This window comes from Providencia sp. PROV048, assembly GCF_033688165.1.
GTDB lineage: Bacteria > Pseudomonadota > Gammaproteobacteria > Enterobacterales > Enterobacteriaceae > Providencia > Providencia hangzhouensis.
Window position 1 is genome coordinate 202293 of sequence record NZ_CP096360.1, and the last position, 19553, is coordinate 221845.

The following is a 19553-nucleotide window of genomic DNA, read 5'->3' on the forward strand; positions in this document are numbered from 1 at the left end:
TGATTTGTCTAAATTTTAAACATTTTTGGCGGTGGGCATGAACTCAATTTTTACGGAAGAAAACTTACTGACTTACACAACAGCGGCGAAGTTTGCGAGTTTTAGTAAAGCAGCGGAAGAATTAGGCGTGACCACCTCCGCGGTGAGTTATACCATCAAACGTATCGAAACCTATTTAGATGTGGCGTTATTTATTCGTAATACCCGTAATATTGAACTCACCGAAGCCGGTTATTATTTTTATCGCAAAGCAACCGACTTGCTTAATAATTTCCATTCCATTCAAAAAAGTATTTATTCTATTGAGCAAGGTATTGAAGCGCGGGTACGTATTTGTATTAATCAGTTATTATATACGCCCTATCATACCGCTAGGTTATTGCAAATATTAAAAAAACAGTTTGCTACCTGCCACATTACAGTGACAACAGAAGTGTACAATGGGGTTTGGGATGCCATTATTAATAACCATGCGGATATTGCGATTGGCGCTCCAGGCACTTTGATGGATGGCGGTGGAATTGACTACACTGAAATTGGTGCGATTCACTGGCAATTTGCTATAGCGGCAACTCACCCTTTGGCGTTGATGCCAGAGCCCATCGCTGAGAGCCAGTTGCGTCTTTATCCAAATATTATGGTAGAGGATACCGCGCATACCATTAATAAGCGGGTGGGCTGGCTACTACATGGGCAAGAGGCAATTCAAGTTCCTGATTTTAATACTAAATGCCAGTGTCAGATACTCGGTGAAGGGATTGGCTTTTTACCCGATTATATGATCAAAGACCATGTTAAACATGGTTTGTTGGTAACAAAACAAATTCAGAACCCACGACAAGATTCCCATATGCTATTAGCCACACAACATTCGGCTACTGGGCTTGTGACGCAGTGGATCCGTAAAGAATTTGGTGAAAAGGGGGTTTTAGCAGACCTCTACAGCGACCTCCTAAAACCCATAAATTAGTATTATTGGCTAGCGACATCAAGGGCTTTATCGATGGCGTCAGGGATCACTGAACCGTGGTTTTTGCCGTCGAACAACGTAAATTCACAGTGCCTTTGGTGGTTTGCAATTTCAGTGCAAACTTGGCGTGTGCTAATCCAACTTTTGCGCGCTTGGTAATTTTGTACTTGTTCGGCGCTCAATTTGGATAAATCAGGGCTCTCTTCTAAACCGCCTAAAGTCACAAATAAGGGGGAAGCCGTTTGTTTCGCCGTCAGTTTCGCTAAATCCACCATACTTCCTTTACCCCACCATAATGATGGGCTGGCCGAAACATAAAACTGAAAATCATCCGGTTGTTGTTGGTATGCCATCAAGGTAAATAATCCACCAAATGAATGGCCAAATAGGGTTTGCTTGCTTTTATCGATAGGAAACTGCTGCTCTGCCCATGGGCGAATAGTGTCAGTTAAAAACTGGTATAGCGCAGGGGAGCCGCCCCCTTGTTTAAAATCGTCACCTGCAACAGGTGGGGTATAGTCGTAAGTTCGCCATGCTTTTGGAAAGGCTTCATCGATTGGATAACCAATTCCAATAATAATCGGTAGTTTATCTACGTGGAGCTTTTCAACAGCGCGATTAACGGCTTTAGGATATAAGCCATTGCCATCAAGCATATACAGGACAGGGCGTTGTGCGGTGACATTATAGGGTACCGCACTGTATATGCGCAGCGCACGGTCACCGTAGGCCATATCCGTTTGTTGGATATCGTAAAATTGGCTGACTTGCTCGTCCATACTCGGGATAGTCTGGCTAGGGCGTGCGAATGCACTGCTTGCCATACATAATAATAAGCTGGAAATTAATAATTTATTCAATACTCGTCATCCTTCAAGCTGCAGGGGTGTTGACTACGCTCAGCAACCCGAATTACATACTTTTGAGGGTATACCTGAAACAGGCACACCCTCAGAGCTAATTAGAAACTAACGTTAACGTTCGCCCAATAGCGGCGTCCGTCTTCAATATCCCAGTTGCCACCACCTTGTGCATCAATTTTATCGCCTTTTTCATTACCAATATTTAATACCGCAAAGTTGAGTTTGGTATTTTTCAATAATTGATAGGTCGCACCGACATCCATAGTGGTATAGCCATTACGGTAACGAGGGACTGATGTACCATTACGCTGTGCTGCCCAAACTTGTTTTCCCACATATTGCGCACGGGTATACAAGTTGAGGTCTTCGCTAAACTGCCAATCTAATTTCGCATTGGCTAAGTGTTTTGGTGTCTTATCCAAAGGATAGCCCTTTAAAGATTGTCCACTAGTTAGCTTTTCATCATCACTTTTACGTTCTGAGTCGGTATAGGTATAGTTCAAACTCAGCTTCCAATCTTCTATAATTGGAATACCTGTTGCGACTTCAACCCCTTTAATGTTTGCTTTACCGACATTGTCATAGGTATACAATTTTAGGCCTGTAAGAGGGTCAGTTCCACCAGTGTAATAACTGGTTAATTTATTTTTAAAATCAGTATTAAAGAAGGTTAAGCTTGCATCAAAGCCTGATTCATGGTTATAGGCAATGCTGATTTCTTCACTAACACTTTTTTCGGGTTTCAGGTCAGGGTTACCATGAATGATACCTAAGCCTTTTTCAGTAGACGTTCCATAACTCGGGCTAATTTCGCGTAATGTTGGCGCGCGGAATGCAGATGAAACGCCCCCTTTAATGGTAATCTCATCGGTGAGGTAATAGACGGCATAACCTCTTGGGTTCCAGTGGTCGCCATAAAATTCATGGTGATCTAAACGTAACCCACCCGTCAATATCAGATTCTCTGTTGCCGTGAACTCATTTTCTAAGAAGAAAGCGTGTTGTTCCGCGGTCATTTTCGCATTTTCAGTTGTTGATGAGCCTGTTGCAGAGGTGTCTTTTAGTTTCGCATACTGGAATTGACCACCAACGGTTAGGATATTGTCTGGTAAAAACGCAACCACTTTTCCATCAACGACTGTATTGGTAATTTCGGGTACTCGTGCGTCATAACGGTATTCTGTAATTTTAGTCGCAGGGTCTGTTATGTCTGTTTTAGTTCTTTTTTTCGTATTCTCTTGATAAACACTCAACTCAGTATTGAATGAATCCCAGTCCCCTTTATAGGTTAAAGCAAAATGGTTACGGTCATTATGGATTTCAGAGTGTTTATTTGCTCTTGGCTTACCATTAAACTCACTGGTTGGTGCAAGGGAGTAACCCGGTTTTTCTTCCCTTTCCTGCGTGGTTCTACCCGCTTCTAATAAGAAAGTCTGGTGTAAACGTCAGTTTTGCGGTTAGGCTCTTATTATCTTTCTTGTGATGGCCATCAGCGATTTTATCTTCTTGGCGGTAATCCCCACCACCATATAATTGCAGGCCGAGTTTATCTTGAATTAATGGGCCTGATAGGTAGAAGTTACCGTCGGTGGAATTACCGCTATCGCTATTTTCTTGAATAATCGCGCCTGTTGTCACACTACCGTGCCATTCATTGGTCACTTTTTTGGTGATGATATTGATAACACCACCCATCGCATCAGAACCATACAGGGAGGACATAGGTCCACGGATCACTTCGATGCGTTCAATCGCTTCAACAGGTGGCATAAAGCCCGCTTCAAAACCACCACTGCCGTTTGGACGTGATTCACGGCTGTTTTGACGACGCCCATCGACCAATATCAACGTATATTCGCCGGGTAAGCCGCGGATATTAATATCTTGTTTGTTGGCAGCACCAACGATACTCACCCCTTCCACGTCTTTAACGGCATCGGCGAGGTCACGGACAGGTTTATTTTGTAATTGGTCTGCACTGATCACGGTCACACTAGCAGGAGCATCACGCAGTTGTTGCGAGAAGCCTGACGCACTGACGACCATGGTATCTGTTTTATTGTCTGCTGCTGTAGCGCTAAATGAAGATAAAGCCGCACAAACACCGGCGGCAATAAGGGTGTAGTGATATTGCGAAGTCATAGTTATCCCTAGTAAATATAAATGAGAATGATAATTATATTGTTTGCGAATACTATCACTAAAACATATCAAAAATAAATAATGAGCTAGCTAATTTATGAGCAATATTTGATCTCAGCTAAGAATTTTCCCCTACGGTGTTTTCCCCTTTTACGACTTTTGCCAAGCTTAACGAAAAATTAAGGTTTAACTTTGGTTTATGGTGTTTGGCTGTGCGCGAATTTACTCTAGCGCCAACATTCACTAGAAAAATTTGAGTTATATGAAATACACATTTTTAGCCATTTTATGCAGTTTTATTATGATGGTCGCTCATGGGGTACAAGCGGAGGAAATACGCTTAAGTGTGACTCATCCGCAAAAAATTAAAGTTGCGGATACGGTTAGCCTTCCTGGCCAATTTGTGGCGAGAAATGAAATTTCTATCGGTTCTCCATTGCAACAACAAATCGTCACCGCAGTATTTGTGGAAGAAGGGGAGTGGGTGGAGAAAGGCCAATTGCTTGCCACCTTAGAATCACCAATCCAAAGTGCTGCTGTACAACAATTGAAAGCTGAAATTGATAAGGCCGCGGCTTATATCAAACAGCAAGAAGCACTCAGTAGGCAGTCACAAAGTGAGCTTCAGCGCTTGTCTCCGCTCGCCAAAACGGGCGTGATCTCTGCGAATGATTTTAATAAAGCTAAGTCAGAAACGGCTGCACAACATGCGCTATTAGCGGCAAGTCGTGCAGAGTTACGCCAGTTGCAAGCGCAATTACAGCGCGAACAAAGCCAAGAAGATAAAGCAAAAATCATTGCACCCGTTGCTGGTGTTATCAGCGAGCGTCATGCAATGAGTGGTACGTTATCGGATAATGCTTTGTTATTTAAACTAATCGAAAATAATGAATTAGAGTTTGAAGCGCTAGCACACCCATCAGAATTGAACCGTATTGTGGGGAGCAATCCCGTCACTATCCAAATTAACGACAATAAAGCGGTTTCGGGTAAACTCCGCTTTTTAGCGCCGAAAATCGAGGCATTAACCCAGCTAGGGAAAATTAGAGTGACGCTGACCGACCCGATTAAATCGATGAGGTTGGGAGAAACTGGCACGATGCGTTATACAAATTCACCTCGTGAATATATATCACTGCCTTATAGTGCGATTCGTACGGAGCCAGATGGTCAGCGTTTTATTTTTAGTGTGACAAATGATGGGCGCGTAAAAAAACAACCCGTCCAAATAGGTAAAATTCAACATGGTCATGTTGAAATATTAAGCCCATTAACTGCTAACCTTGACGTGGTGACTTACGCTCAAGCCTTTTTATCTGAAGATGATAAAGTTGTTCCTGTAAGGGCACCGCAATGAAGCTCCAGCTATCGTCTTGGGCGATCACGCGTCCTATCCCAACAATTGTGATTTTTTTGGCGCTGACAATTGCAGGGCTATTTTCCTTTAACCACCTCCCCGTCACCGCAAACCCAGTGATCACCTTTCCAATTGTGACAGTAACCGTCACTCAGGACGGTTCATCGCCAACGGAGCTAGAAAATGCGGTCACCAAGCGAGTTGAACGTGCAGTATCGGGCATTCCGGGGATCCGTCATATCACCTCATCCATCAGTGAGGGGGCATCAACCACCACCATTGAGTTCGATTTGAGTATTGATGCGCATGTAGCGACCAATGATGTCAGAGAGCAAATAGGGCAAATTCGTGGAGAACTACCACAAACCATTGATGAACCTCTTATCAACCGTATAGATGTTGAGGGCGGAGCTATTTTGCGCTATTCCGTTTCATCAGAAACGGAGTCCATTGCAGATTTATCATGGTTTGTCGATGATACCGTCAGCAAGCAGCTGATTACCGTTCCCGGCGTGCAAAAAGTGAGCCGACTGGGGGACACGGAGCGGGTGATCCGCATTGAGCCAGATGCCAACAAACTGGCGGCCATGCAGATATCCATTGCCAGTATCAATGAGTTGCTCAAAAATAATCATCAAAATTCTGCTGGGGGAAATGCGAAATACAACGCATTGCAACACACCATTCGTGTGTTAGGGGAAAAGCAGGCAGTAGATGATATTAAAAACCTCATGCTACCCATTGATAACCAAAAATCTGTCAGGTTGGGTGAAATCGCTAATATTTATGATGGCCATAAAAATGTGAAATCTATTTCGCAACTTGATGGTAAAGAGGTTGTCGGGTTTGCGGTGTACCGTATGAAAGGCTCGAATGACACCAAAGTGGCACAAGGGGTCGCAGAGGTACTGGAAAAACTGCAAAAAAACAACCCCAATGTGGAAATAAGCCTGATTTCATCAACCGTTAAATATACAGAATCGAGTTTTACCATAACCATCCAAACCTTGTTGGAAGGGGCTTTTTTAACCGTTATTATCGTGTTTTTCTTTTTGAAAAGCTGGCGAGCCACTTTGGTGGCAGCAGTGGCATTGCCTCTGTCGATATTACCGACCTTTTTTATTTTGATGTTATTTGATTACAGCTTAAATAGCATCACATTACTGGCTCTGACGTTGGTGATCGGTATTTTAGTGGATGATGCGATTGTTGAAATTGAAAATATCCAAAAATATATTGAACGCGGTGAACGGCCGTATCTTGCTGCATTGAAAGCCTCTGATGCAATAGGTTTTGCGATTGTTGCCATTACGCTAACTATTGTCGCAGTATTTTTACCCGTTAGCTTTATTGGCGGCTTTGTGGGGCAATATTTTGTACCATTCGGTATTACCGTTTCTGCCGCCGTGTTGTCTTCCTTGTTGGTGGCAAGGTTAGTCACGCCATTAATGGCTGCCTATGTATTATTGCCACAAAAAGGTGTCCATGAAAGCGTCGAAACACCAACTTGGATAGCGCGTTATACCCATTTTTTATCGATGACACTGAAACACCGTAAGTTGGTATCGACGTTAGCGGGGGGGTTTTTGATAGGCTCAGTGGCATTTACGAGTTTTTTACCCGTCGGTTTTATGCCTGATGGGGACATCAGTGTTAGTCAAATCAATATTGAGTTACCACCGGGAACACCTGTTGAACAAACACAGCAAAAAATTAATGAAATCGCCAAGCAGCTAAAAGATAGGCCTGAAATCTTATCGACCTATACGATTGCAGGGATCGCTGATGACTCTGAAGGTATTGCTCAGCACAAAGGGCAGATGGTTTTAACCTTAACAGAACCAAGCGAGCGTGAACTTTCCCAAAAGGAGTTTGAGCTGGCTATCTCTGAATGGTTAAGCCAAAAAATCGATGCACGTTATACCTTCAGTAACAGCAATGGCGGCAAGGAATTTTCCTTAATGTTTACGGGCAGTGACCCCGAGCAACTGGAAAAATCGATGCAAAAGTTACGTGATGCCATTGCTAAAGTGGACGGATTTAAAAATGTGCAGGTGATGAAGCCTCTATTGCGTAAAGAACTGATTGTTAAACCTAATGTTGTTGATATTGGCCGTGCGAATGTCAATGTGGAAGAAATTGCCAATACCTTGCGTATCGCCACCATGGGGGAGGCAAACTCACGTAGCGCTAAGTTTAATTTGCCTGATAGGCAATTAGCGGTACAAGTGATTTTACCGGAGTCCCAGCAAAATAATATTGATGCGCTGAATAATTTGTATGTAAGAAGTCAAAATGGGCAAAGTGTCCCGATTAAATCTGTCGCTAATATTGACTCCAGTGATGGGCCTTCTCAAATTGAGCGAATTAACCGCCAAAGACAGATGTCGATAGAAGCCAATTTGGAAGGGATCACACTAGGGGAAGCATTAGATATTGTGGCGCTACTTCCTGAGTATCAACAACTGCCACACAGTATTTCCCAAGTGGAATACGGTGATATGGAATATATGATTGATATGTTTGAACGCTTTGGTACCACGATGGTATTCAGTGTGTTACTGGTTTTTGCCATTTTAATTGTGTTGTTTAAAGATTTCATTCAACCGATTACCATACTGGTTGCTTTACCCTTTTCGATTGGTGGTGCAATTATAGCCTTAGTGTTATACGGTGCGATGATCGATTTACCTGTCATTATTGGTATTTTAATGCTGATGGGGATTGTGACGAAAAACTCGATTTTGCTGGTGGAATTCATTCTTGAAAAACAACGTTCGGGTATGGCGCGAGAAAAAGCAATTATTGAGGCAGGACAAGAACGTATTCGGCCCATTATTATGACGACCTTTGCCATGATTGCAGGGATGATCCCATTAGTGCTAACCAGCGGGGCAGACGCCGGGTTTCGAGCCCCTATGGCTATTGCTGTGATTGGCGGCTTACTAAGTTCTACTATCCTTAGCTTGTTATTCGTCCCTGTGATTTATAGCTTGATGGATGATTTAAAACATAAATTATTACCTCAGCTCGCTAAATTAACTTCAGTGACACAAGAAGACCGCAATATTAAGCATTGGTAAAGAGATAACAGCTGGCCGAAAGGCCAGCAGAGATTGTTGACAAAGCAGGATAAAAGCGTGATTTTGCCACTTTGTGTTAAGCCCATATTTAATTGATTAATCGAGAGCTAACTTTACTCGCATGGCTTCAAATTAAAATTGAGAATTACAAATTAATGAATCATAAATATGGACTAATAAATAGAAGTATTTAATCAAAAAAAGAATATCAATAATTGAGTGACGGAATTTTTATCATAATAAATATCATTTGAACTATTTCATTAATTTTTATCGTTAATCTAATTAAGAATGAATTTCATTGTTTTGATAATAAGCATTAATCTAATGTTGAACTCTAATTCTCTTTAATTACTTGTTTTATATCAATGAATTAATGGTTTTTTGTTGGAATTAATTTGATTGTAAATTATTAGCTATTGCTTTATTACATATAGTTCGTAAATATATAGGAAGAATTAATATTGATTTCAGAACTTGAGAGTTATTATGAGTCAAGATACCCATTCAGAAACACATAATCAAAAAACGACGAATGAAAAACGCAGAACAATATGGATGGTGATAGCCACAATAATTATCATTCTATTATTTGTAGCCTACGGTGCTTATTGGTTTTTAGTTTTACGCTTTCAAGAATATACCGATGATGCCTATGTATCTGGCTTGCAAATCCCGATAGTTGCGCAAACAACGGGTAATGTTACTCAAGTTAACTTTGAAAACACCGACTTGGTAAAGGCGGGTGATGTACTCGTTGTATTAGATAAAACTAACGCCCGCTTAGCATTCGAACAAGCCAAACATGATTTAGCAACAACCGTGCGCAAAACCAAAGAGCTCTATATCAATGGTGATGAATATCAAGCACAAATTCAAAAAAACCGGGTGACACTTGCGCAAGCTCAAAAAGATTATCAACGTCGTGTGGCTTTAGGCCGCAGTGGTACCATTTCGAAGGAAGACTTACAGCACTCCCAAGAAGCGGTGCAACTTGCTCAGGCAGCTCTGGATATTTCTATTCAACAATATAATGCCAACCGTGCGTTGTTGCGTAATACGGAGCTTAAAAAACAACCAGCAATTCAGCAAGCGGCTGATAGTGTACGCAGTGCGTGGATAAACTTACAACGTACTGAAATTAAAAGCCCGATGACGGGGTATGTTTCACGGCGGAATGTTCAAGTCGGTTCTCAAGTCAGCCCACAAAGCTCTTTAATGGCCATTGTGCCTGTCCAGCCTGTTTGGGTAGATGCAAACTTCAAAGAAACCCAACTGGAAAAAGTCCGTATTGGGCAACCCGTGACGATTAACAGTGATTTTTACGGAGATGATATCGTTTATAACGGTACCGTTGTCGGGCTTGATATGGGAACCGGCAGTGCTTTCTCATTATTACCCGCCCAAAACGCGACAGGGAACTGGATTAAAGTCGTACAGCGCTTGCCTGTACGCGTTGAATTAGACCCTGAGCAGGTGGCGAAGCACCCATTACGCATTGGGTTATCCATGAATGTCACCATCGATATTAAAGACCAGAATGGCCCTGTTTTAGCGGAAGTTCAGCGTACAGCACCTGCATTTGAAAGTGATGTGTTGGTCTTAAACTTAAGTGATGTCGACCACATCATCGACACTATTATCAGCGATAACGCAGACTAGCTTGAAAGGAGCCGTTGTGGCAGATATTCAACCACTTAAGGGTGCAAAACTGGTATGGGCAACCATTGCGTTGTCCCTTGCGACCTTCATGCAGGTGCTTGATTCCACGATTGCTAACGTGGCTATCCCGACGATTGCGGGAAACCTCGGGGTTTCCATGTCACAAGGAACATGGGTAATTACCTCGTTTGGCGTATCGAATGCAATTTCAATTGCGATTTCAGGTTACTTAGCGAAGCGCTTCGGTGAAATCCGTGTTTTCTTATGGGCAACAGCACTTTTCACCTTATTTTCATTGCTTTGTGGCTTTTCCGATAGCCTGGGTATGCTAATTTTATACCGCGTATTGCAAGGCGCCGTTGCAGGGCCGGTGATCCCGCTTTCACAAAGCCTTATCATGCGTTGCTATCCGCCAAAAATGCAAAATATGGCGTTAGCATTTTGGTCGATGACGATTATTTTAGCCCCAGTATTCGGTCCTATTTTTGGTGGTTATATTAGTGATAACTTCCATTGGGGCTGGATATTCTTTATGAATGTGCCTTTAGGCATTTTCGTCATTATTGTCGGCTCTATTATCCTAAAAGGGATGGAGTCGACGGTTGTGAAAGTGCCATTCAATGTGATTGGTTTGGCACTACTTTCTGTGGGAGTTGGTTGCTTACAAGTTCTGCTCGACAAAGGTAAGGAACTGGGATGGTTGGCGTCTAATGAAATTGTTATCTTAGCCGTTGTTTCAGCGATTGCGTTGGTATTCCTCGTTATTTGGGAACTCACAGATAAAAACCCAATTGTCGAATTATCGTTATTTAAATCGCGCAATTTTACCATCGGAACGATTTCTGTCAGCTTGGCATATATGGCCTATTTCGGTGCTATTGTCTTGTTGCCGCAACTTTTACAGGAAGTTTATGGCTATACGGCAACATGGGCAGGGCTCGCATTGGCACCCATTGGCTTATTGCCTGTGTTGTTCTCGGCTCCAGTGGCAAAACTATCCGATTTTCTCGATATTCGCTGGATAGTGACCTTTAGCTTTGTATTCTATGCAATTTGCTTCTTCTGGCGTGCATATACTTTTGAACCGAGTATGGGCTTTTCTGCTGTGGTTTGGCCACAATTGGTACAAGGGATGGCTGTGGCTTGTTTCTTTATGCCACTGACTACATTGACACTTTCAGGTTTACCGCCGGAAAAACTCGCTTCCGCGTCGAGTTTAGCTAACTTCTTCCGTACCTTAGCGGGTTCAATAGGGACTTCCATTACCACAACTCTGTGGAGTGATAGAGAAGCCGTGCATCATAGCCAATTAACGGAATTTATTACCGATTACAATCCTGAATCTTTAGGGATGTATCAAGAAATGGCCGCTCATGGGCTGAGTACCGAACAGACTTCCGGTTTCATTGCCCAGCAAATTACTAGCCAAGGGTTAATTATTGCTGCAAATGAGATTTTCTGGTTATGCGGTTGGGTATTTATTGCGCTGATTATTACCGTTTGGTTTGCTAAGCCACCATTTGGCAGTAATGCGAAATAATTAATGGATGGGGCTACGTATTTTAGCCCCATCTAGCTTATAACTGGGATTTAGGGATAACATTCTCGAAACTTAGAGTGGGTCGGTTCGTTTCGATTTCTTTGAGTGGTTCGACTTCTTTAAAGGTGTTTAAGCAGCGTGTGACTAAGTTTTGATAATCTTTAGTTCCGCTGGTTTTCCACGCAATTTCTTTGTCTGATAAAGCGCGCAAGACTTTGGCTGGAGTGCCGACAATTAAACTATTTTCTGGAAAGATAGCTTCAGCTTTGACGAATGCGCATGCGCCCACTATGGAATTTTCGCCAATTACGGCTCCATCCATAATTACACTATTCATCCCGACTAGCGCATTACGTTTGATATGGCAGCCATGCAAAATTGCCCCATGACCAATGTGCCCATTTTCCTCGACGATCGTTTCATATTGCGGGAAACCGTGCATGACACAATTATCTTGCACATTGGCACCATCTTTAATGATCAAGCGACCAAAGTCCCCACGTAAGCTGGCGTTTGGGCCAATATAGACATTTTTGCCAATAATAACATCACCAATCACCACAGCAGTAGGGTGCACAAAACTTTCAGGGCTTACGACGGGCGTAATACCATCGATTTGATAAAAAGGCATACAGGCTCCTGTAATGTGTATTTAGGCGGCTATATCTCTGAGTACTCCACCAAAGCGGCGATAATAAGCGCTGGATGGCTGAGGTAGTTCGCCAACCGTCGTTTCGCACTGTTCAGAAACATATTGGGTTGCCGCTTGATCAATGCGTTGATAAATATTGGTGCAAAGATGGCGAGCAATATGGCCTTCCCATTGTGTAGGAAGGAGTTCATCAGGTAATAACGGGTCTTTAAGCGTGACACGGCGGTAGAAGTGGATCAGTAACAAACGTAGCTGAAAGCAGTGTTCAGGGGAAATTTGTGCGTCAGTATTTTCTTTAAGAAGTAATGCAAGTGGCCTAAATAAGGAAATGAACTGATGATAATGCTCTGAAATTTCTTGCAAAGACCAAGCGTGTGAAACCAGTTCTTTGAGGTTTTTTTCTGAGCGGCTATAGGGGTAATCGGCATGAAAATAAATGGCATTTTCCGTAGCATTGAGTTCATTAAGTAGTGTTGGTACATCACTTTGCGCACAGCTTGGTGCCGCCATGAGTGACGTGTTAAATTGCCCGAAACCGAGCCAACTCAGTTCCTTTTTTAGCCTAATTTTTTCGTCTTTATCAGCCGCTTCGAGGAGTAGTAAGTCCCACTTTCCATCCCAATCAGGCTGCCCTGCGAGGTAAATTTTATTTTCTGCACGGCGAAATCGACTTTGTCCGCGCTCAGAAATGCGGTAATAGCTGCGACGGCCGATTTTTTCTACATCGAGCCAACCTTCTTTTTGTAAACGGAAAACGGAGGTTCGAACAAAGCGGTCAGTAAAGCCCATCGGTTCTAACAGCTTAGTTAAGCTTCCTAGCCACACTTCACCACCACGATGGTGCAAAGCATCACCATAGAGTGAGCTAATGAGAGACGTACCACTAATGGGCTGGCTTGCTATTGCATGTTGTATGAATTGGCTAAGTTTATTTTCCATTTATATTTCATCTATAAAATTTATGTATCAGAAGGCTTACTGAATAGTAGACATAAATTTAAAGGTTGTCTTCCATTACCTGTTTTGAACACTTTCTCAGAGATTAAGGCATATCAGAGTAGTTCATCTCAATATGCCTTAATAATTTGAATTAAATCGCAATTCTAGTATCAATTACCCGTTCGGCTTTGCCTTGAGAACGTGGGATATCGCCGCAATTTACAATACTAATACGGGTGCTAATACCCACCATCGATTTGATTCGGTGCTTTAAATGGTGGCAGATATTACAGCGTTCATCATAAGTGAGTTGTTCAGGGTGCTTGAGCTCAACACGGACAGATAAGTTGTCCATATTGCCTTGGCGACCAATCTCTAATTGATAGTGGGGAGAAAGCTCCTTAAATTGCATAATTTGTTCTTCAATCTGAGAAGGGAACACATTCACGCCACGAATAATCATCATGTCATCTGAACGACCGGTGATTTTACCAATTCGACGCATATTACGATTTACCCCCTGCATAAGGTGGGTGAGGTCGCGAGTTCGGTAACGAATCACAGGCATAGCTTCTTTTGTCAGGGTAGTAAACACTAACTCACCATGTTCACCCGCTCCCAAGGTTTTTAAGGTATTGGGGGAAATAATTTCGGGATAAAAATGGTCTTCCCAGATAGTTGGGCCACTCTCTCCTGAGTCTGCACACTCCATAGCGACACCAGGCCCCATGACTTCAGATAAACCGTAAATGTCCAATGCCTTAATACCAAGGCGGGTTTCAATTTCTGTTCTGAGGGATTCTGTCCAAGGTTCAGCGCCAAAGACACCCAATCTAAGTGAGCACTTACTAGCGTCTCCACCCATGATTTTTTCAAGCTCATCAATAATACTCAGGCAGTAAGATGGCGTCACCATGATCACATCGGGTTTGAAATCAGCGATCAGTTGCGCTTGTTTTTCAGTTTGCCCACCAGACATAGGGATCACTGCAGCCCCTAGGCGTTCCGCGCCATAATGAGCGCCTAGGCCTCCGGTGAATAAACCATAGCCGTAAGCAACATGGACTTTATCGCCTCGGACAGTGCCCGCAGAACGTAAACTACGTGCGATCAGGTCAGCCCAGTTATCGATATCTCGTTGGGTGTAACCCACCACTGTTGGGCGCCCAGTCGTTCCCGAAGAGGCGTGAATGCGGATGATTTGGTCCATTGGCACGGCAAAGGTGCTAAATGGGTAGTTTTCACGTAAATCTTGTTTAGTCGTGTAAGGGAATTTTTCGATATCACTCAGTTGTTTGAAATCATCAGGGTGTACCCCTGCGTCATCGAATTTTTTTCGATACATGGGGACGTTTTCATAGGCGTGAGTGAGTGTCCACTTCATTCTAGAGTACTGTAAAGACTCGATCTCATCCCGCGATGCAAATTCAATTGGGTCGATGCTATCTTGTATATTGCTCATAATTGCCTGTCCTCATAATTATTATGTTCACCAGTTCACGTGAATAAATGACGTTTCTGGTATTTGCCTGAGCAGGTGTCGGGTTTTCAGGCTGTTTTTATTTGTATTAAGACGTTGTTCAGACTCGTTCAATAATCATTGCTATGCCTTGCCCAACACCAATACACATAGTGCAGAGCGCATAACGACCTTGTTTCCGATGAAGTTCATTAATCGCAGCAATAGCCAGTCTTGCACCACTCATACCTAGAGGGTGTCCTAAGGAAATAGCACCGCCATTGGGGTTAACATGCGGGGCATCATCAGGTAAACCAAGCCCCCTTAAAACGGCGAGTGCTTGTGCGGCAAAGGCTTCGTTTAGTTCAATAACATCCATTTGTTCGATGGTGAGCCCTGCCATTTTTAATACTTTTTGCGAGGCAGGAAGTGGGCCGATCCCCATCAATCTGGGTTCGACTCCACAAGTGGCTGTAGCGATGATACGAGCCCGTGGTGTTAGCCCTTGCTGCTTGGCAATAGTGCCGGATGCGATAATCAGTGCGGCTGCTCCATCATTAACACCGGAAGCATTACCTGCCGTTACAGTCCCGTTATCGCGAAACGGGGTTTTTAGTTTTTGTAATTGCTCAAATGTCGTTTCTGCTCTTGGATGCTCATCTTCACTAACGACGTATGTATTTTTACGTTGTTTAACCGTGACAGGGATGATTTCTTGCGCAAAAATACCGTTAACTTTTGCAGTTTCAGTGCGCTGTTGGCTACGTAATGCAAAAGCATCTTGGTCTTCACGGCTAATTTGGTAGGCTTCAGCCACATTCTCAGCTGTTTCTGGCATAGAATCTGTAGAAAATTGTTGTTCCATTAACGGGTTGATAAAGCGCCAACCAATAGTGGTATCAAATACTTGCGCTTGGCGTGAGAATGCAGATTCTTGTTTGCCCATGACAAACGGCGCTCGGCTCATGGATTCGACGCCTCCGGCAATCATGAGCCCAGATTCCCCTGCTTTGATGCTTCTTGCCGCTAATGCGATAGCATCCAAACCGGAACCACATAGACGGTTAATGGTGGTACCAGAAACTGAAACAGGGAGCCCGGATAACAGCCCCGCCATGCGAGCCACATTACGGTTGTCTTCTCCTGCTTGGTTTGCGCAACCTAAAATGATGTCGTCAGTTAATGACCAATCGAGTTGTGGGTGCCTTTCCATTAAGGCTTTTAATGGTACTGTGGCAAGGTCGTCAGGACGTAATGGTGATAAAGCGCCACCGTAGCGGCCAATTGGGGTGCGGACACCATCACAAATAAATGCATCTATCATGATTGTTCTCCTGTTAAACGATGGCCTAACCGATGAGAACGACCGTGGAATAGAGCGAGTGTTTTGCCATCTTGGTTAGTTATCTCGACTTCATATAAGCCATTACGTTTGCCTTGGTGTTTCATCGTGGCAGTGGCAGTCAGTAAGTCACCTTCAAAACCGGGGAGAATAAAATCAATGGAACACATTGAGGCAACAGCGGCATGCCCTTGGCTATTACAGGCGTAGGCAAATGCAGTGTCGGCAAGGCTAAATAATTGTCCGCCGTGGCAGGTTTTATGGCCATTAAGCATTTGTGCTGTGATAGGCATCTTCAATTGCGCAAAGCCTTCTTCGACTTTTTCAATGGACATACCCATAGCTTTTGCACATGCATCATCACGGTACATAATGTGAGCTGATTGCTGGGCCAGCGTATCGTTTGGCAGTGAAATCATGGTTGCTCCTTGAAAGATAAAGATTGATAACCGGCTGCTAATTGCCTTAAAAGTGGGTTTGGCCGATAACGGCTGTCACCATAAAACTCTGCTAAATTTTCAAGTACGGACAGCACGCGTTGCCAGCCAAGTTGCATCCCCCAAGCGAGTGGGCCTTTGGGGTAATTCACACCAAAACACATGGCATTATCGGTATCTAACGCAGTTGCTATTCCCTTATTGACGATATCTAATGCCTCATTGCACAACATCGCGACCGTTCTCATGGTTAACAGCGCAGGGTAGTCTGGTAATACAATCACGTGTTTGCCTAATGATTGAAAAAATGCGATTGCTTGTTGGTTTTGCTGCGTATTATTTTGTGCTGCACAGCTTATCGTGATGGCTTTTGCTGTAAGGTAATTTGCTGACAAATCAAAATGTACGACCGCTTGTTTTTGTATTTGCGCATGTGATGACGCCAATTCACCATTCGTTAACATAATAATAACGTCATTAACAATAAGTGTTGGGAATTGTTCGGAATGTTGTGTTAATCCTTCGAGAGAGATCCCATTTTCAGTTAAAAGCTGCGCAAACTCAGGAAATATCTGCCAATCGCCATGAGCTTTTATGTTTAGAGGCTGGTCAAGGTGAATTTTTTCTGCGACTAAAGGTAAAGGCTGGGGTTTATTATCATCATAATGATAAAATCCTTGCTTCGATTTACGGCCTAAATGACCCGCTTGGACTAATTCCAATTGCATTAATGAGGTTTGAAAGCGTGGGTCATACCCAAAGGCCTGAAATACCGATTCAGTCACCGCATAGTTCACATCATGACCAATTAAATCTGTTAGTTGTAATGGCCCCATAGCGAAACCACCGGCGTCACGTATGGCGCTGTCTAATGTGGCAGGGGACGCAATTTGTTCTTCAAGGGCACGCATTGTTTCTGCGTAGAAAGGCCGAGCCACACGGTTGACAATAAAACCAGGGGTGGAACGGCAAATCACTGGCACTTTTCCAAATGATAGCGTCAATTCTTTTAGCTGTTTTATCACCGTATCTGATGTTTCTAGCCCGCGGATCACTTCAACCAATTTCATCACGGGAGCGGGATTAAAAAAGTGTAATCCTGCAAGACGTTCTGGATGAGTTAATTGTCTACCGATTGCGGTAATTGATAACGATGAAGTATTACTAGCAAAAATGGTTTTTTCGTTACAAATGCCTTCAAGTTCACTGAAAATGGTTTGCTTTACCTCAAGTTTTTCAGCAACAGCTTCTATTACCAATTGTGCTTCTGAGAGCTCAGGTAAACTTTGCGCAACGCTAATGCAGTTAAGCAATTCTTTCGTTGCTACAGCTTGGGCTTTTCCTTGCTCCGCGCGCTTATTGAGCCGTTGAGTCATTTCGGTAAGGGAGCGACGTAAAACCTCTTGGTTAACATCAAACAATAAGACACGTAAACCCGCGCTCGCGGCAACTTGCGCAATACCAATACCCATAGTGCCTGCGCCAATAACGGCGACGGTATTGATGGCTAAATTCAAAGGTAATGTCATGATTATCTTCCTTTAAACTGTGGTTCACGTTTATTTAAAAAAGCACTAACTCCTTCGCGATAATCTTCACTTCTCCCGCCAAGGCGCTGTAAGTCGCGCTCAAGGTTGAGTTGCTCATCAAGAGTGTTAGTTGCCGCGGCATAAATGGCTTTTTTGATAAGCCCTAAGCCATAAGTGGGTTGGGTCGCAAGGTGTTGCGCAAGCTGTTGAGTGGTATTAGTGAGTTCTTCATTTTCAGTGACTTGCCAAATCATTCCCCACTGTAATGCTTGCTCCGCACTTATTTTATCGCCTAATAATGCCATCCCCATTGCCCGTGCATGGCCTGCTAATTGAGGTAAAAACCAACTCCCCCCTGAGTCAGGAACCAAGCCAAGGCGGCAAAAAGATTGAATAAAACTGGCATTTTTTGCGGCAATGACAATATCACCAGCGAGTGCAATGGCGGCTCCTGCACCCGCTGCAACACCATTGACCGCGCAAATGATTGGTTTTGGTAATGCGGTTAGGCGACGGATCAAGGGGTTATAATAAGTTTCAACAGAGAAACCGAGATCAGGAACTTCACTACCCACGCTCACATTGCGATCATTCAGATCTTGTCCGGCACAAAATCCACGGCCTGCGCCAGTGATCACTAAACAGCGTACGGTTTCATCGCGTTCTGCTATTTTGATTGCTTCACTGAGCTGACGATGCATTTCATCGTTAAAACTATTCAGCCTATCGGGGCGGTTGAGAGTGACGGTGAGAACCCCATTTTCTAAAGTAGTGAGGATCATTGCTTCATTGGTCATGATTATTGTCCTGTAAACTGGGGTTTTCGTTTTTCGAAGAATGCCTCGATCCCTTCACGTCGATCGTTGGTACCCGCTAAAGTCACAAAATATTGGCGCTCAAGCTGTAACCCCTCAGTAAGGTGGTTTTCTTGAGAATGCACCAGTGATGCTTTCGCGGCTTGTACCGCTAAAGGCGCATGCATCGCGATGCGCTCTGCCAGTTTTTGGGCGCGTTCTACCACCAATTCATCCACACAAATCTCACTGATTAACCCTGCTTGCAACGCGTGTTTTGCACTGATTGGTTCACCCGTTAGTACCATTTGCATGGCAAGGGATTTGCCCACCGCGCGGATTAAACGCTGCGTTCCTCCCGCACCTGGCATTAAACCCAGAGTAATTTCGGGTAAGCCGAAGCGAGCGGACTCACCGGCAATGATGATGTCGCTGGCGAGTAATAATTCAAAACCTGCCCCTAGTGCATAACCATTTGCAGCAGTAATAATAGGTTTTGATATCATGGATAACCTGCGCCAAACTTGTGGGCGTTTATCGGTGATCGCATTCGCAACGGTTTGTTGCTGTAGTTCTTTAAGGTCGGCACCGGCTGCGAAAAAACGTGGATTTCCGGTGATTACAATCGCACCGACCTCATCATTTATTTGTGCTTGTTCGAGGTGCTGAACGAGCAACTCTAAGCAGGCGGTGCTCAGGGCATTACGCACTTCAGGTCGGTTTAACGTGAGTGTCAAAACGCGGTTATGTTGTTGTGACAAAATCCAGTGGTTTTCCATTACAG

The 19553-nt window shown here is 43.6% G+C and carries 14 protein-coding genes and 1 pseudogene; 5 read left to right on the top strand and 10 right to left on the bottom strand.

What is annotated here, in order from left to right; genetic code table 11:
- Positions 1-37 precede the first annotated feature (37 nt).
- The gene (locus M1F26_RS00900; RefSeq protein WP_004262950.1) at positions 38-970 is read left to right on the top strand and encodes a LysR substrate-binding domain-containing protein; all 933 of its coding nucleotides are present in this window, start codon (positions 38-40) and stop codon (positions 968-970) included.
- A gap of 2 nt (positions 971-972) precedes the next feature.
- Here M1F26_RS00900 and M1F26_RS00905 read toward each other — a convergent pair whose 3' ends face one another.
- Positions 973-1830 (bottom strand): alpha/beta hydrolase, encoded by an 858-nt coding sequence (locus tag M1F26_RS00905; RefSeq protein WP_227528874.1) that lies wholly within the window; start codon positions 1828-1830, stop codon positions 973-975.
- Positions 1831-1931: 101 nt separating this feature from the next.
- A pseudogene (locus M1F26_RS00910) lies at positions 1932-3975 on the bottom strand (TonB-dependent receptor domain-containing protein).
- A gap of 262 nt (positions 3976-4237) precedes the next feature.
- Here M1F26_RS00910 and M1F26_RS00915 point away from each other — a divergent pair.
- The 4 genes from M1F26_RS00915 (at position 4238) to M1F26_RS00930 (ending at position 11617) form a co-directional block, all read left to right on the top strand.
- Positions 4238-5332, top strand: a complete 1095-nt coding sequence (locus M1F26_RS00915; RefSeq protein ID WP_227528875.1) for an efflux RND transporter periplasmic adaptor subunit — start codon at positions 4238-4240, stop codon at positions 5330-5332.
- The gene (locus tag M1F26_RS00920; RefSeq protein ID WP_140171957.1) at positions 5329-8415 is read left to right on the top strand and encodes an efflux RND transporter permease subunit; all 3087 of its coding nucleotides are present in this window, start codon (positions 5329-5331) and stop codon (positions 8413-8415) included. The genes M1F26_RS00915 and M1F26_RS00920 overlap by 4 nt, the downstream gene beginning before the upstream one ends.
- Before the next feature lie 489 nt (positions 8416-8904).
- Complete coding sequence (gene emrA, locus M1F26_RS00925) at positions 8905-10077, top strand: multidrug efflux MFS transporter periplasmic adaptor subunit EmrA (protein ID WP_004262941.1); 1173 nt, start codon at positions 8905-8907, stop codon at positions 10075-10077.
- A gap of 16 nt (positions 10078-10093) precedes the next feature.
- Positions 10094-11617: a DHA2 family efflux MFS transporter permease subunit gene (locus M1F26_RS00930; protein ID WP_112307990.1), complete on the top strand. Its 1524-nt coding sequence runs from the start codon at positions 10094-10096 to the stop codon at positions 11615-11617.
- Between the two features lie 37 nt (positions 11618-11654).
- On the opposite strand, the gene paaY is transcribed toward M1F26_RS00930, so the two are convergent.
- From paaY to paaF, 8 genes are all read right to left on the bottom strand, one after another.
- Positions 11655-12248: a phenylacetic acid degradation protein PaaY gene (gene paaY, locus M1F26_RS00935; protein WP_004262936.1), complete on the bottom strand. Its 594-nt coding sequence runs from the start codon at positions 12246-12248 to the stop codon at positions 11655-11657.
- A 21-nt stretch (positions 12249-12269) separates the two neighbouring features.
- A complete protein-coding gene (gene paaX / locus M1F26_RS00940; protein ID WP_004262932.1) occupies positions 12270-13208 on the bottom strand; it encodes a phenylacetic acid degradation operon negative regulatory protein PaaX in 939 nt (312 codons plus the stop codon).
- Between the two features lie 151 nt (positions 13209-13359).
- Complete coding sequence (gene paaK, locus M1F26_RS00945) at positions 13360-14670, bottom strand: phenylacetate--CoA ligase PaaK (protein ID WP_094960845.1); 1311 nt, start codon at positions 14668-14670, stop codon at positions 13360-13362.
- Positions 14671-14788: 118 nt separating this feature from the next.
- Positions 14789-15991: a 3-oxoadipyl-CoA thiolase gene (gene pcaF / locus M1F26_RS00950; RefSeq protein WP_140171958.1), complete on the bottom strand. Its 1203-nt coding sequence runs from the start codon at positions 15989-15991 to the stop codon at positions 14789-14791.
- Positions 15988-16428, bottom strand: coding sequence for a hydroxyphenylacetyl-CoA thioesterase PaaI (paaI, locus tag M1F26_RS00955; protein ID WP_140171959.1), 441 nt, complete (start codon positions 16426-16428; stop codon positions 15988-15990). Before paaI ends, pcaF begins: the two co-directional genes overlap by 4 nt.
- Positions 16425-17975: a 3-hydroxyacyl-CoA dehydrogenase gene (locus M1F26_RS00960; RefSeq protein ID WP_140171960.1), complete on the bottom strand. Its 1551-nt coding sequence runs from the start codon at positions 17973-17975 to the stop codon at positions 16425-16427. Before M1F26_RS00960 ends, paaI begins: the two co-directional genes overlap by 4 nt.
- A gap of 2 nt (positions 17976-17977) precedes the next feature.
- Positions 17978-18772 (bottom strand): 2-(1,2-epoxy-1,2-dihydrophenyl)acetyl-CoA isomerase PaaG, encoded by a 795-nt coding sequence (gene paaG, locus M1F26_RS00965; RefSeq protein ID WP_140171961.1) that lies wholly within the window; start codon positions 18770-18772, stop codon positions 17978-17980.
- A 2-nt stretch (positions 18773-18774) separates the two neighbouring features.
- Positions 18775-19548 carry a 2,3-dehydroadipyl-CoA hydratase PaaF gene (gene paaF, locus M1F26_RS00970; protein WP_140171962.1) on the bottom strand — a complete coding sequence of 258 codons (774 nt, stop codon included), beginning with the start codon at positions 19546-19548 and terminating at the stop codon, positions 18775-18777.
- Positions 19549-19553 lie beyond the last annotated feature (5 nt).

Bases quoted from the DNA above. Each gene is read 5' to 3' on its own strand.
- M1F26_RS00960 (WP_140171960.1), bottom strand. From the start codon at position 17,975: ATGACATTACCTTTGAATTTAGCCATCAATACCGTCGCCGTTATTGGC.
- pcaF (WP_140171958.1), bottom strand. From the start codon at position 15,991: ATGATAGATGCATTTATTTGTGATGGTGTCCGCACCCCAATTGGCCGC.
- paaX (WP_004262932.1), bottom strand. From the start codon at position 13,208: ATGGAAAATAAACTTAGCCAATTCATACAACATGCAATAGCAAGCCAG.
- paaF (WP_140171962.1), bottom strand. From the start codon at position 19,548: ATGGAAAACCACTGGATTTTGTCACAACAACATAACCGCGTTTTGACA.
- M1F26_RS00900 (WP_004262950.1), top strand. From the start codon at position 38: ATGAACTCAATTTTTACGGAAGAAAACTTACTGACTTACACAACAGCG.
- paaK (WP_094960845.1), bottom strand. From the start codon at position 14,670: ATGAGCAATATACAAGATAGCATCGACCCAATTGAATTTGCATCGCGG.
- emrA (WP_004262941.1), top strand. From the start codon at position 8,905: ATGAGTCAAGATACCCATTCAGAAACACATAATCAAAAAACGACGAAT.
- paaI (WP_140171959.1), bottom strand. From the start codon at position 16,428: ATGATTTCACTGCCAAACGATACGCTGGCCCAGCAATCAGCTCACATT.
- M1F26_RS00920 (WP_140171957.1), top strand. From the start codon at position 5,329: ATGAAGCTCCAGCTATCGTCTTGGGCGATCACGCGTCCTATCCCAACA.
- M1F26_RS00915 (WP_227528875.1), top strand. From the start codon at position 4,238: ATGAAATACACATTTTTAGCCATTTTATGCAGTTTTATTATGATGGTC.
- paaY (WP_004262936.1), bottom strand. From the start codon at position 12,248: ATGCCTTTTTATCAAATCGATGGTATTACGCCCGTCGTAAGCCCTGAA.
- paaG (WP_140171961.1), bottom strand. From the start codon at position 18,772: ATGACCAATGAAGCAATGATCCTCACTACTTTAGAAAATGGGGTTCTC.